The sequence below is a fragment of the Janthinobacterium sp. LM6 genome (assembly GCF_002002885.1).
Classification (GTDB): Bacteria; Pseudomonadota; Gammaproteobacteria; order Burkholderiales; family Burkholderiaceae_D; genus Janthinobacterium; species Janthinobacterium kumbetense.
The window spans coordinates 3,929,700-3,944,283 of record NZ_CP019510.1; the positions used below are offsets into that span (position 1 = coordinate 3,929,700).

10 protein-coding genes are annotated in these 14,584 nt (G+C 64.4%); 7 read left to right on the forward strand and 3 right to left on the reverse strand.

Annotated elements, in window-relative coordinates:
* Window positions 1-397: 397 nt before the first annotated feature.
* Both BZG29_RS17280 and BZG29_RS17285 read left to right on the forward strand, forming a co-directional pair.
* Window positions 398-2,077: an EAL domain-containing protein gene (locus BZG29_RS17280; protein ID WP_253192618.1), complete on the forward strand. Its 1,680-nt coding sequence runs from the start codon at window positions 398-400 to the stop codon at window positions 2,075-2,077.
* Window positions 2,074-3,570 carry an HDOD domain-containing protein gene (locus BZG29_RS17285; protein ID WP_077405463.1) on the forward strand — a complete coding sequence of 499 codons (1,497 nt, stop codon included), beginning with the start codon at window positions 2,074-2,076 and terminating at the stop codon, window positions 3,568-3,570. The genes BZG29_RS17280 and BZG29_RS17285 overlap by 4 nt, the downstream gene beginning before the upstream one ends.
* 86 nt (window positions 3,571-3,656) lie before the next feature.
* Here the strand turns inward: BZG29_RS17285 and aroC are convergent, their stop codons facing one another.
* A complete protein-coding gene (aroC, locus tag BZG29_RS17290) occupies window positions 3,657-4,751 on the reverse strand; it encodes a chorismate synthase (protein ID WP_077405466.1) in 1,095 nt (364 codons plus the stop codon).
* A 434-nt stretch (window positions 4,752-5,185) separates the two neighbouring features.
* Between aroC and BZG29_RS17295 the strand changes: the two genes are divergently transcribed.
* Window positions 5,186-7,447, forward strand: coding sequence for an EAL domain-containing protein (locus BZG29_RS17295; protein WP_077405469.1), 2,262 nt, complete (start codon window positions 5,186-5,188; stop codon window positions 7,445-7,447).
* A 69-nt stretch (window positions 7,448-7,516) separates the two neighbouring features.
* Here the strand turns inward: BZG29_RS17295 and BZG29_RS17300 are convergent, their stop codons facing one another.
* Both BZG29_RS17300 and BZG29_RS17305 read right to left on the reverse strand, forming a co-directional pair.
* Entirely contained in the window at window positions 7,517-7,963 is a 447-nt protein-coding gene (locus BZG29_RS17300) for a CBS domain-containing protein (RefSeq protein ID WP_010398828.1), read from the reverse strand.
* Window positions 7,964-8,092: 129 nt separating this feature from the next.
* A complete protein-coding gene (locus tag BZG29_RS17305) occupies window positions 8,093-8,716 on the reverse strand; it encodes a 2OG-Fe(II) oxygenase (RefSeq protein ID WP_077405472.1) in 624 nt (207 codons plus the stop codon).
* 284 nt (window positions 8,717-9,000) lie between these two features.
* On the opposite strand from BZG29_RS17305, the gene BZG29_RS17310 reads away from it, so the two are divergent.
* Genes BZG29_RS17310 through BZG29_RS17325 form a run of 4 tightly spaced genes read left to right on the forward strand, consistent with a single transcriptional unit; the run spans window position 9,001 to window position 14,574 of the window.
* A complete protein-coding gene (locus BZG29_RS17310; protein ID WP_077405475.1) occupies window positions 9,001-10,311 on the forward strand; it encodes an O-acetylhomoserine aminocarboxypropyltransferase in 1,311 nt (436 codons plus the stop codon).
* A gap of 1 nt (window position 10,312) precedes the next feature.
* Window positions 10,313-11,125, forward strand: coding sequence for an alpha/beta hydrolase (locus BZG29_RS17315; RefSeq protein WP_077405479.1), 813 nt, complete (start codon window positions 10,313-10,315; stop codon window positions 11,123-11,125).
* A gap of 21 nt (window positions 11,126-11,146) precedes the next feature.
* Entirely contained in the window at window positions 11,147-12,553 is a 1,407-nt protein-coding gene (locus tag BZG29_RS17320; RefSeq protein WP_077405482.1) for a PoNe immunity protein domain-containing protein, read from the forward strand.
* 29 nt (window positions 12,554-12,582) lie between these two features.
* Complete coding sequence (locus BZG29_RS17325; protein WP_077405485.1) at window positions 12,583-14,574, forward strand: WG repeat-containing protein; 1,992 nt, start codon at window positions 12,583-12,585, stop codon at window positions 14,572-14,574.
* Window positions 14,575-14,584 lie beyond the last annotated feature (10 nt).

Below are 14,584 nucleotides of genomic sequence, written 5' to 3' on the forward strand. Positions count from 1 at the left end.
ACCGTCTGCCAGCCAGACTAGCGCAAAGCGCATGGCGGGGCAAGCGCGCCAGTGGAAGCAAGCGCAGATAAATGTTTCCATGTGGAACGAAAATGCCTGCGTGTGTCGCGCGGCATGATTTTTTTCATGGAAGGCAGGAATATTTACAAAACCTGAAGCAATGTTGCTCTATTTCATGTAATCGGGTGCTTTTCAATGATACATTTCGTGTGGATCGCGTTCCGATAGCCGCCTTCCGGCCACTATGGCACGCGTCACGCACGATGCACTCTTTCCGTTGGCGCCCTGCCCTGCAGCGAGCGCCGGCACTGATAACAAAAAGGTAAAAGCCAGCACGATGTTTTCCAGTACCCCATCCGCCGCCCACCGCGAGGCTCGCCACGAGTTGGACAACCTCATGGAAGAGGCAGGCGACGTCGTGTTCCGGCTCGATACGGACGGCCTGATCCTGTTCGCCAGCAAGCGCGCGGCCACCCTGTTTGGCGCACCTGCGGGCCTGTCCGGCCATTTGCTGCTGCCGCTGGCCGCCGAAGCGTCGCGCGCGGCGCTGCAGGCGGCGCTGGAAGACGCCCTGGAAGAACCGGGCCGCCTGGAAGTGCGGCTGCAAACGCCGGACCAGGAAATCTGGTTCGAGCTGCGCCTGTCTTCATATATGAATGCGGCCGGCGCGGCCGAATTGCTGGTGGTCGGGCGCGACACGTCGGCCCAGCACAATACGGAAGAACGGCTGCGCCACATGGCCACGCACGATGCGCTCACGGGCTTGCCGAACCGTTTGCTGCTGTCGGACCGCATCCGCATGGTGATCGCCCAGGCCGCCCGTTCGGGCCAGGGCTTTTCCGTCGCCACCATCGGCCTCGATGGCTTTAAAAAGGTCAACGACGGCCTGGGCCACCCCGTCGGCGACGCCGTGCTGCGCCTGGCCGCGGCGCGCCTGCGCAAGACCCTGCGCGACAGCGACACCCTGGCGCGCGTGGGCGGCGACGAGTTCGTCGCCGTGCTGCCCGGCAGCGCCACGGACGCGCAGATCAAGCTGGTGACGGGCCGCCTGCTGGCGACCCTGCAGGCGCCGTTCGAAGTCGATGGCCACACGATCTACGTGGGCGCCTCGGTCGGCGTATCGATCTATCCGCTGCATGCGGAAGATGAGGTGCGCCTGGTGGCGCTGGCCGATGCGGCCATGTCGCGCGCCAAGGAAACGGGCAAGGCCCGCTGCCTGGTCTACAGCCCGCGCCTGAACGGCCCGTCGGAGCACGATATTTCGCTGGAAGCGGCCATGTTCCACGCCGTGCGCGAAGGCGAATTTCTGCTGTTTTACCAGCCCATCGTCGACGCGCACACGCGGCAGATCCAGGGTTTCGAAACCCTGATGCGCTGGAAGCACCCGACCCTGGGCCTGGTGCCGCCCGTGCGCTTCATCCCCATCGCCGAAGCCAATGGGCTGATCAACCTGCTGGGCGCCTGGGCGCTGAAGGCGGCCTGCGTGCAGCTCAAGCAGTTCCAGGAAGTGGCCAAACGGCCGCTGTACATCTCCGTCAACATCAGCCCGCGCCAGTTCCGCAACGACAAATTCCTCGACGTGCTCGATGACGCCATCGCGTTTTCGGGACTCTCGGGCGAACACCTGGTGCTGGAAATTACGGAAGGCACCCTGATGATCGACCCCGTGCATGCGGAAACCATCCTCGTCAAGATGACGGAGCGCCGCGCGCGCATCGCCATCGACGATTTCGGCACCGGCTATTCCTCGCTCGCGTATCTGAAGCGCTTCCCCATTTCCGTGCTGAAGATCGACCGCACCTTCATCAAGGACTTGCCCGAATCGAGCAAGGATGCGGCCATCTGCAACACGATTCTCGACCTGGCCAAGCATTTGAACCTGTCCGTGGTGGCCGAAGGCGTGGAAACCGAGGAGCAGATGCACTTCATGGAATCGCGCGGCTGCCAGTATGTGCAAGGCTACCTGACGGGCAAACCGATGCCGGCCCACGCCGCGCTATCGGCCTTGAGCGACAAAACCTATGCGGCGCTGGTGCCTGCGCCGTCTGCCAATGAACCGCGCGGAGGGGTGCAATGAATCCAGGTCATTTCACAGTACCGACACAGCTCGGCAAAAACACCCTGGACCTGCTCTGGGCGCGCACGCGCCAGCAGGGCGACATGCCCGGCTTCGCGAAGGCCATCAGCGCCATCCTCGGCGCCATGCGCGGCGAGGATGACCACGAATTCGACATCACGCAAACGGTGCTGTCCGACCCCGTCCTCACGCACAAGGTGCTGCGGCTGGCCAACAGCGGCATGTATTCCGCCTTCGGCCAGCGCGTCAACACGGTCTCGAAGGCCGTGCTGGTGCTGGGCATCGACGCCATCGGCCACCTGGCGCTGGGACTGAAACTGATCGAGGAACTGTCGCAGGCGTCGCCCGATTCCGTCAGCGCCCACGTGGAAATGGAAAAGGCCGTGCTGGCCGGGATGGTGGCGCAGCAGGTAGCCACCAGCGCCGGCAGCCTGCAAGCGGAGCAAGCCGTCGTCTGCTCGATGCTGCACACCCTGGGCCGCATGATGGTGACGTTCTACATGACGGACTTCTGGGCGCGCATGCAGGCGCATGCGGGTCCGGGCAACGAGGCGGCCGCCGCGCGCGAAATCCTCGGCCTGTCGCTGCCGGAAGTGGGCTATGCCACGGCCGCCCACTGGGGCTTGCCGCAACACCTGATCAACGGCATGCGTCCGATGGACCCGTCGCCGGACAACTCTCCCGTCAGCGGCGCCGACTGGATGGCCGGACTGTCGACGATGGCGGCGCGCTGCGCCGACTCGCTGTGGCATGACGATGCGGCCGGCGCGGCGCAGGTGCACGCGCTGATCGACGATTATGCGGGCACCCTGGGCATCACCGCGACCGACCTGGTGGTGGCGGTGGACAAGGCCAAGGCGATGGCGGCGGCCGACCTGTCGATCGCGCCGCTGTCGAAACCGGCCGAACGGCGCGCGCGCCAGCTGGCTTCCACGCGCATGCGCGCCGAAGGCAACCGCGTGCTGATCGGCGGCCTGGCCGACCTGCGCGGCGCCATCGGCAGCGCCAGCCCGGGCCAGATGGTCTCGATGGCGCTCGAAACGCTGCACCAGGGCTTCGATTTTTCGCGCTCGGTGGCGTTCGTGCGCAACCACAGGGATCATCTGTATTCGGCGCGCATCAGCATGGGCGAAGGCATGGCCGACCTGCAGGACCTGATGGTGTTCGGCGACGCGTATGAGCCGAACGTGTTCCACGCGGCCCTCAACAGCGACCGCGTGATCTTCATCGACAATGCGCGCGACCCGAAATTCGCCGCCAAGCTGCCGCAATGGTGGAAAGCGACGCTGTCGGAAGCGCGCAGCTTCGTCGTGCTGCCGCTGTCGGCCAACGGCCACCCCACGGGATTTTTATACGGCGACTGGGACGACAGCTTCCCGCCGATCCAGTTGAATCAGACGGAGTTCAACCTGATCAACGATATCCGGGCGTTATTGGTGCAGTCGGTGGAGATGCGCCATCAACTGGAGCTGGTGGCAAATAAGGTGGCTTAATACTGTCAGCTCTCGCCACAAATGCAAAATCTGGGGTCAGACCCGGCGGGTCTGACCCCTGCTCTTCCGCCGCGAGCGGCTAAAACTTATTTCAACTTCGGCGTCGAAACAGACACATCGCCGCATTGCGCGCGGTGCATCAGGGCGTGGTCGATCAGCACCAGCGCCAGCATGGCTTCGGCGATCGGCGTGGCGCGGATGCCCACGCACGGGTCGTGGCGGCCGAACGTTTCCACCAGCACGGGATGGCCTTCTTTGTCGATCGAGCGGCGCGGCGTGCGGATCGACGAGGTCGGCTTGATGGCGATCGAGACTTTGACATCCTGCCCCGTCGAAATGCCGCCCAGGACGCCGCCGGCGTTATTGCCGATAAAACCTTCCGGCGTCAGTTCGTCGCCGTGCTCGGAACCCTTTTGCGCCACCGAATCGAAGCCGGCGCCGATTTCCACGCCCTTGACGGCATTGATGCCCATCATGGCGTAGGCGATGTCGGCGTCGAGCTTGTCGTAGATGGGCTGGCCCAGTCCCACCGGCACGTTTTGCGCAATCACGTCGATGCGCGCGCCGATGGAATCGCCGTCGCGGCGCAACTGGTCCATGGCCTCTTCCATGCGCGCGATCAGGTCCGCGTCGCCGCTGGCGGCAAAGAACGGGTTCGCATGCACGTGCTCCCAGGACTGGAACGGCACGGGAATGTCGCCCAGCTGGCTCATGCAACCCTTGAACGTGGTGCCGTACTGCTGCAGCAGCCATTTCTTGGCGATCGCCGCCGCGCCCACGACGGGCGCCGTCAGGCGCGCCGACGAGCGTCCGCCGCCGCGCGGATCGCGCACGCCATACTTGTGCCAGTAGGTGTAGTCGGCGTGGCCGGGGCGGAAGCTTTCCGCGATATTGCCGTAATCCTTGCTGCGCTGGTCTTCATTGCGGATCAGCAGGGCAATCGGCGTGCCCGTCGTCACGCCCTGGTACACGCCGGAGAGGATTTCCACCGTATCCGATTCCTGGCGCTGCGTCACGTGGCGCGACGTGCCAGGCTTGCGGCGGTCCAGCTCGGGCTGGATATCGGCTTCCGACAGGATCAATCCCGGAGGACAGCCATCGATCACGCAGCCGATGGCCGGGCCATGCGATTCGCCGAAAGTGGTAACAGTAAACAGCTTGCCAAAAGAATTGCCGGACATAGTAGGAAGTGTGAGGACTGGAAAACTCAATTCTACCAGCCTGCGGGGCATGCCATGCCGCTAATGCCGCAGCAAGGCCCGATATTGCCCCGCCAAAATCGCCATTTTCAAATACCGTGTTTTTTTTCATATAAAAAACACCAAATATGAGTTGCAATCATGCAATTCAAGAAATATTGCCCTACGGAATAGGCTTAAAAAAACATTTTGCTTATTAAATAGCTATATACTTGGACGATGGACCATCAGAAAATGTGCGAGCCTCGGCAGCACCTGAGTGCTACATTTTCGATGCGACCTGAGTGCATCAGAAATGGCCAGGGCTAGGCGCGCTGCCGAAGACAGTACGCGAGTACGGCGAGGCGGTGCAACAACGCCATGGACATTTCTGATGTGCTCACATCCCGTACTGAGTCATCCTGGAGAAGCTATACATGCCCGCACCGATCATCCCCCTTGACGCCAACAAGGACGATCACGACGACCTGGTATTCCTCGATGAGCAACCAGCGGCGCCGCTGGCCGTCGCACCGCGCAGCGTCTGGCGGGTGATGATCATCGATGACGATGAAGACGTCCACTCCACCACCACTTTCGCCCTGGGCAACCTGGAAATGCAGCACCGCCCGCTGGAATTCGTGCATGCGTATTCGGCCGGCCAGGCGCGTGAACTGCTCAAGCATGAAGACGACATCGCCGTCATCCTGCTCGACGTGGTGATGGAGCAGGATGACGCGGGCCTGCACCTGGTGCGCTATATCCGCGAAACCCTCAAGATGACGGATGTGCGCATCATCCTGCGCACGGGCCAGCCCGGCTATGCGCCGGAAATCGACGCCATCCGCGATTTCGACATCAACGACTACAAGACCAAGTCCGAGTTGACGCGCATCAAGCTGTTTACGACGGTGACGGCGGCCATCCGCTCGTACGAGCAGATCCGTTCGATCAGCAGCAGCCGGCGCGGCCTGGACCGCATCGTCCACGCCAGCACGCAGCTGATGGCGCTGCACGGCGTGCAGAACTTCTCGGCCGGCGTGCTGGCGCAGATCGCCGACCTGCTGGGCATCCGCGCCGACGGCGTGCTGTGCGTGCAGGACTTGCAGGACAACGGTTCGCGGGAACTGCTCGTCTCGGCCTGCACGGGCAGCTTTTCCAGCTTGCCGCACAGCGCCCTGTGCGGCAAGCAAAACCCCCGCGTGATGGCCGCCATCGAGCACACGCTGGCGCAGCGGCGCAATGTGTACGCGCACGACTACGCCACCCTGTACTTCGCGGGCAAGGCCAGCCGCGACGCGGCCGCCTACCTGGTGCTGCCGCGCCCTCTTTCGGCCATCGATGAAAGCCTGCTGGAAGTATTCTGCAGCAACGTCGCCGTGGGTCTCGACAACGTCGAACTGGTGTCGCACCTGCACAATGCCGCCTTCTACGACCAGTTGTCGAAGCTGCCCAACCGCACGCGCCTGGTGGAAATCCTCGACGCCACCCTGGCCGGTCCCGCGCGCGACGACGCCACCCTGTCGCTGGTGGACCTCGACCATTTTGCCGAGACCAACGACGCGCTGGGCCACCAGTTCGGCGACATGCTGCTCGTCGCCGTGGCGGGACGCCTGCAAACCCAGCTGGGCCCGCAGCTGACCGTGGCGCGCCTGGGCGGCGACATTTTCTGCGTGCTGGGCGACTCGTCGCAAGTCAATCCAAGCAAGATCCTGGCCCTGTTCCAGGCGCCGTTCAGCATCGATGGCCAGGACGTGCAATTGTCCGCCACCCTGGGCCTGGTGCGGCTGGGCGAACATGCGGGCACGGGCGCCGATGCGCTGAAGGATGCCGATATCGCCCTGAAACGGGCGAAAAGCCAGCAGCGCGCCGGGCATTTCTATTTCTCGCGCAGCATGGGCATCGAAATCCGCGAGAGAGTCCGCATGATGCACGCGCTGCGCACGGCTTTCAGCCAGGGCCAGCTGTTTGTCGTGTATCAACCGCAGATCGACCTGACCACGCGCCGCCCCGTGGGCGCCGAAGCACTGCTGCGCTGGCAGACGCCGGACGGCAAGTTCATCTCGCCCGACCGCTTCATCCCCATTGCCGAGTATTCCGGCATCATCATCGACCTCGGCGAATGGGTGCTGCGCACGGCATGCCGCGAACTGGTGCTGCTGCGCGAGCAGGGCCACCGCAACTTCGTCATGTCCGTCAACGTGTCGCAAGTGCAGTTCCGCCACCCGCTGTTCCTGGAAATGCTGCGCGCGGCGCTGGAAGAGACGCAGGCGCCGCCCGAGTTCATCGAGCTGGAAATCACGGAATCGATGGCCATGGAAGAGCCCGATTTATTGATCAAGATGTTGTGGCAGATCAAGCAAACGGGCGTCAGCATCGCCATCGACGACTTCGGCACGGGCTTCTCGTCCCTGTCCTACCTGCAGCGCCTGCAAGTCGACCGCCTGAAAATCGACCGCGCGTTTGTGACGGAAATCACGGGATCGGCGCGCGGCAGCAGCATCGCCGAAATGGTCATCCAGCTGGGCCGCAACCTGGGCCTGGCCGTGATCGCCGAAGGCGTGGAAGACGAGCGGCAGGCGCAGATTTTGCAGGCGCTGGGCTGCCCCATGGCGCAAGGTTTCCTCTTCGCCCGCCCGATGACGGCCACGGCGCTGGGCACCTGGCTGAACAATGAGGCGCTGCAGGGGGCCGCATAGGCGGCACCTTGGATCGCCAATGCAAAACGCCGGCAATCGCCGGCGTTGTCTTTACTGCATGAGTGAAGATTAATCCGTCGTTTCGGCCGGCCAGTCGCGGATATAGGCCTTGAGCATCTGGTTTTCAAAGCTTTGCGCTTCGAGCACGGCGCGCGCGACGTCGTAGAAGGAGATGACGCCCAGCAGGGTCTTGGCGTTCATGACGGGCAGGTAACGCGCGTGCTTTTCCAGCATGATGCGGCGCACTTCATTGACTTCCGTGTCGGGTGTGACGGTGATCGGGTGGTCATCCATGTGCTTGCGCACGGTGCCGCCGCCGATCTGGCCCGCGTTTTCATGCAAGGCATTCAACACTTCGCGGAAGGTCAGCATGCCGACCAGGTCGCCAAATTCCATGACCACCAGCGAACCGATGTCTTTTTCAGCCATGGTATTGGCCGCGTCAAGCAGGGGCTGGTCAGGCGTGACCGTGTAGAGGATATTGCCCTTGACTTGGAGAATTTCAGATACTTTCATATTGGCCGTCCTGTCCGCGTGATTGGTATTTTAGTTATTCTAGCCCTTACTGCGACTGTAGCCTATGCCTGCGGAAAAATCCAGCCTTGCGCGCAATCAAATCGAGGGGGATTGTCGGGCAACTTTTCATCAGCCCCGGCGGCGGAACCACCCGGCAATCGACAATCGCTCGCGCGCCGTCGGCAATACTTCGTGCAGCATCTCGCCCGACATGAACATGGCCATGCGGCCCGCCTGCGGCGCAATATCCACGTGCTCGCCATCGTGCGGGTGCAGGCGCAGCGCGCCGCCGTGTTCGGGCAGCCAGTCGTCGTTGAGGTACAGCACGACGGACACGGTGCGCTTGTCGTCGTCGCGGAAACGGTCCAGATGGGCCCGGTAAAAGGCGCCCGGCGCGTACAGGGCGAAGTGGCTTTCGTACTCTTCCAGTCCCAGGAACAGCTCGCGGTTGAGCATGCGGCGCAGCGTTTCCATATGTTCCAGGTAGCGGTCGCAAGCGCTTGACCTGCCCGTTTCCAGCCATTCGATATGGTCGCCGCGGATGTCCGGCTGCAGCAGCGGCGCATGGCCGCTGCCCACGCCGGCGCCCTTCATCTTGCCGCTGAGCATGGATTGCACGCATTCGGCGGCCAGCTGGCGGCTCAGTTCAGGGGAGATGAAATGCTCTTGCATGAGCCAGCCTGCGTGGCACAGGCCGTCGACGATAGAAGGTCCGGGTACGGCAAGGGCGCCGTCGAACGATATTGCGGGCATAAAATCTTTCCTGGTGGACATGCGATGAGAGTTCGCCTGAAGCCCAGGATTTCGCTGGCACGCAGCAGCCTTCCCTGCGGCGCGGCGCACGCGCACAGGTCAAACAGCCCGAATATCGCTGATACGATATCGTACCACCGCCGCACCGCAGCGGTCACTTTTTTTACACTGCAGGTTACACGCGCCACCCGCCAGCACGGCGCCATGCGCCCTGCACAGGAGCCCTTTTGCTCAGCTGCAAATCAGGTTACGATCTTGCCACTATAAAACTTGGCGGAGACACCATGAGCGGCCCGAAATACCCCGGTTTCGACACTTTATCCCTGCATGCGGGCGCGGCGCCCGACCCGGCCACGGGCGCGCGCGCCACGCCCATCCATTTCACGTCCTCGTTTGCCTTCAAGAGTTCGGAACATGCGGCTTCGCTGTTCAATATGGAGCGGGCCGGCCACGTGTACTCGCGCATCTCGAATCCCACCAACGCCGTGCTGGAAGAGCGCATCGCCGCGCTCGAAGGGGGCGTGGCCGGCATCGCCACGGCCAGCGGCCAGGCCGCCATGCACCTGGGTTTATGTACCATCGCCGGTGCGGGATCGCACATCGTCGCGTCGCGCGCCCTGTACGGCGGCTCGCAGAACCTGCTGGCCTACACCTTGAAACGCTTCGGCATCGACACGACGTTCGTCGACCCGCGCGACGTGGACGCCTGGCGCGCCGCCATCGGCCCGAATACGAAAGTGCTGTTCGGCGAAACCCTGGGCAATCCCGGCCTCGACGTGCTCGACATCCCGACGATTGCCGCCCTGGCGCACGAGCACCACCTGCCGCTGATGCTCGATTCGACGTTTACCACGCCGTATCTGCTGCGCCCCTTCGAGCATGGCGCCGACCTGGTCTTTCACTCGGCCACCAAGTTCCTGTGCGGCCATGGCACGGCCATCGGCGGCCTGCTCGTCGACGGCGGCACCTTCGACTGGCAGGCGGCGTACGACAAGACGGGGCGTTTCGCCGAACTGTGCGAGCCGTATGACGGTTTCCACGGCATGGTCTTCGCCGAGGAATCGACGGTGGCGCCCTTCGCCCTGCGCGCCCGGCGCGAAGGCTTGCGCGATTTCGGCGCCGTCATGAGCCCGCACAATGCCTTCGCCATCCTGCAAGGCATCGAAACCCTGGGCCTGCGCATGGACCGCCACGTGGCCAACACGCGCAAAATCATCGACTTCCTGCTGGCCAATCCGGCCGTGGAATCCGTGTCCTACCCCGAGCTGCCGTCGCATCCCGATTACGCACTGGCGAAAACCCTGCTGCCGAAAGGCGCGGGCGGCGTGTTCACCTTTCGCCTGCGCGGCGACCGCGCGGCCGGCCAGCGCTTTGTCGACAGCCTGAAGATCTTTTCGCACCTGGCCAACGTGGGCGACGCCAAGTCGCTCGTCATCCACCCCGCCTCCACCACGCATTTCCGCGTGCCCGACGATCAGCTGGCGCAGGCGGGCATCACGCAGGGCACCATGCGTTTATCGGTGGGGCTGGAAGACGCCGACGATTTGATCGAAGACCTGGCCCGTGGCCTGAAACTGTCGCAGAAAGGCGCCTGAGATGCTGTTCACCATCGACAATACCACCGCCTACTGCTACACGGGCGGCAAAGCTTTTGACCCGAATCAACCCACGGCCGTCTTCATCCACGGCGCGCAGAACGACCATTCCGTGTGGGCCCTGCAAACGCGCTACTTTGCCCACCACGGCTGGAACGTGCTGGCCGTCGACTTGCCGGGCCACGGCCGCAGCGGCGGCGCGGCAAAGGATAATGTGGCAGACCTGGCGCGCTGGATCCTGGCCGTGCTGGACGCCGCCGGCGCGCCCAGGGCCATGCTGGTCGGCCACAGCATGGGTTCATTGATCGCGCTGGAAGCGGCATTCCTGGCGCCGGAGCGCGTCAGCCGCCTGGCCATGCTGGGCTCTACCTACCCGATGAAGGTTTCGCCCGCGCTGCTGGAAACGTCGCTGCAGGACGAACAGGCGGCCATCGACATGGTCAATATCTGGTCGCACTCCTCGATCGCGCAAAAGCCGTCGTTCCCCGGCCCGGGCTTTTATGCCATGGGCGGCGCGCGGCGCCTGAAACAGCGCATCGCCGCCCTCAACCCCGATCACGTGTTTCACACGGATTTTTTCGCCTGCAATGCCTACGCGAACGGCGAAATCGCCGCCGCTTCGGTACACTGCCCCACTTTATTCATTTTCGGCGCGCGCGACATGATGACGCCGCCCAAATCGACCCGCTTGCTGACAGCGACCATAGCGCATGGCACCGTGGTGCAGGTCGACAGCGGGCACGAATTGATGGCCGAGCAGCCCGACGCCGTGCTCGACGCACTGTTTGCGTTTGCGCAAACGGCAACGGCATGAACGCTTTTTTAGGATAGATGCATGATGTTGTTGAATACCCTGTTTGACGAATTGACTGGCCGCGGCAGCGGCACGGAAGCGCAGCGGCACGAACGCTACAACTGGCTGCAGCAGCTGCGCTGCACCAATCCCCAGGCGGACGAAAACGGCCCCATGGCCGGCATCCCCAGCTACCACTGGTTCCGGCTGCCGCAAGCGCTGCGGGTGGCGGGACAGGAATCCGACCTGCTGGCCGGCACCATGAACGCCCAGTACCTGGTCTTCGAGGGCCGCCACGCGGCCGCGTTTGCGGCCGAACTGGGGCTGCAGTACGACGCCAACAACCGCATCGACCGCCCCGGCGGCCTCGACGAACTGCTCGACGCCTATGAAGAACAGGCCGACGGCAGCTGGACCACCTTGCCGGCCGGTCAGCCCGCGCCGCCGCTGGCGGGCTGGGACGACGTGTATTTCCGCGTGCGCGACCTGAGCGACGGCAAAGCCATCCAGAGCGTGACCACCATCGCGTATGAAAGCAGCCGTTTTCCCGGCTACACCCTGCTGGGCACGACCCTCGTGGGCGCGGGCGCCATCGCCCACGACGACGAGACGGCGGCATATTTGCAGCAGATCTTCGCCGACTGGGCCATCCAGCGCGATTGCGCGGCCGCGTGCCCGGCTTCGTCCGCGCCCTGGCCCCACGCGCCGCGCCAGGCGCCGCCCCTGCCTTCCGGCACCCCATTTGATTTTGCGCGCAACCTGGCCTATCTCGACGCCCTGCTGGCCGCCTATGGACGCGCACAGGCGCAGGCGGAAATCGATGGCGGCGATGACGCCTACTGGGCTTGCGCGGCCGCCAGCGTGGCCTATCAGGCATTTTCGCTGCGCTACACGGCGGGGCTGCCGCTGCCCGAGGTGGAACCGGCGCTGGAGGCGGCCGTCGCCGCCTGCGAAACGGCACGCGCGGCCCTGGCCGCCGCCTACGATGACGATGCCCTGCCCGCCTTTGATTTCGAACAATTGACGGATTACGCGCGCACCCTGCAATTGCTGGGCGCGGCCCTGCTGTTCGGCCGCCACGACCTGGCCGCCCGCCTGGCCGCCCTGCAGACGGCCTTCGATGGCGAGGACGGCGTGTATGAGGCGCTGCTGTCGACCATCGACCCGCAGCGTCCCGCCGTCGACGAATGGTATTTCGCCGAGCCTTATTCCGCCCTGTTCGAGTGCCTGGACGCGGACGACCCGGCGCAGCAGCTCGAACACCTGCAACAGTACCTGGCCAGCTGGCATGGCGCGCTGGTGCGCGAAGACTGGTTCAACGGCCATGTGCGCGCGCACGGCCTGGGCGGCTACTACGGCCTGTGGGCCTTCGAGGCGGCAGCCGTGGCCAAACACCTGGGCCTGGAGCGCAGCGCGCTGGCCCACTGGCTCATGCCGCCAGCGCCCTGAATACCCCGTACACTTTCAGATAAATATCAATGATCAATACCGCAGCCCTGTTCAGCACCGCATTTTTACCAGGCCAGTCCGATTTCGACACCGACGCCATCACCGGCCTGGCCGAATGGCGGCTGGACGTCCCTGCGCTGTTCAAGCTGCTCATCGGCGCAGGCACGCAAGCCGTCGCCTGGCCCATCTACGGCGATGGCGAGGACTGCCCCTGCGTGCTGGCCGCGCCGATGGCGCAGGCACAGGCCAGCTGGCAAGCCTTGTCCGCCCTGATGGACAGGCCGCGCGACGCGGCCGCCATCGTCGCGCGCGCCGGCATCAGCGCCATGCTGGCCGGTGGCCAGGCGTGGCTGATCCTCGATTGCGTGCAGCTGATCCCGCACGATATCGACACGCCGGACTACGCGGCCGGGCTTGAAGCCCTGCGCGCCGAAGCACAAGCCCTGCACTCTGCCCTGCAGCGCGGCGACAAGGAAGCGCTGGCGCCCCTGCTGACCGCCGGCGCCGCATCGCCCGCCATTGGCTACTGGTCGGCCACGGCCGACGCGCAGCTGGCCGATGTCGAGGAACTGGATACAAAGGCGCTGCCTTTCCTGCAAGGCCTGGAAGTGGTGGGATGGGAGGAAGACGCGCTGTGCTACGCGGTGGCCGCGGCGGGGCCGCCGGACATTCGGGGTCTCGTCACGCCGTACGGCCGCTGGATCGCGCCGCTGTCGCTGGGCCTCGTTCACCTGGACGCCAGCGACGCGGACGATGGCTGGATCACCTTTGCCACGGCGGACAAGCCCGACGCGCACGGCGTCATGGACCTGAACGGCACGGTGGTGCTGCCGCCCGCTCCCGGCGACCTGTACGTGATCAGCCCCCACCTGCTCCACCAGGTTGCGCCGGACGGCGCCACCTGCCTCCGGCGCTTGCCGGACGGCGCACGGCTCATCGAAGGCGTGGACAACCTGTGCCAGCGCGACGATGGGTATATCGACTTCATGCGCCTGACGGGCGAACAGGACGAGCGCAATGTCCACGGTGTGCTGGACGCCGCGGGCGCGATGGTGGTGCCGCCCGCCTACAGCTCCGTGCAGGACTTCGGCACGAAAAAGAAGATCGCCATCGTCAGCCGGCGCATCGATGGCCGCTTCCTGTTTGGCCTGGTCGATAGCCAGGGCGAGCTGCTGGCGCCCTGCCAGTACGAAGCCATCGATTGCGCCACGACGTCATCGCCGCCCAGGCTGCGCAAGAACCTGATCTTCGCCATCGATGCGCAAGGCCTGGCCTGCATGCTGACCCTGGACGGAAAACAATCGTTTGTGCCTTTGTACCCGCCCGCCCACCATCTGCGCGGCGTGGCCGTGCAAAGCGACTTTTTATATGTCGTCAAGGATGGCATGGCCTGGAGCATGGATTTCACGGGCCAGTTGCTGGAACAGTTCGACACCGTGGAAAACTTCAAGGCGGCCATCACGGCCCAGTTGAGCGAGGCCATGGGCCTGAGCAAGAAAAAGCCCGTCAGGCGCCGCAGCTTTACGCCCGCGCAAATCCTGGCAAAGGCCGACCGCGCACAGTTGCGCACCATGGCCGCCCTGTTCTTGCAGGGCGACGCGGACCTGGCCGCGCGCTGCGTGGACATCACGCTCGACGAGCTGGCGGAGGACGACCCGGAAGAAGAATACGAAGGAGACACGCCCGCAGCGGCCTGTTTCTTCCTGCTCTGGTCCACGGCCGCCCACACGCTGGGCCACGGCACCACCCTGGACTGGAAAGCCGTCGATGAAGTGCCGCGCATAGTCCAGCATATCGACCTGCCCGCGCTGCGCGATTTTTCGTGGTCGGAGCGCGAGGATGGCGACGCGATGGCCGAGGGCCTGGCCGCCATCGCCGCCCACCTGGCGCCGCATCAGCTGCGCCTGGTCAACATGCACGGCGGCGAAGACACGTATTATCTGGGCGTGGTGCGGACGCAGGATGCGGCCGCGTTCAAGGCAGCGGCGCTGCTGGCGGCCTTGCGGCCCGTGGTGTACTAAGACCGCTCAG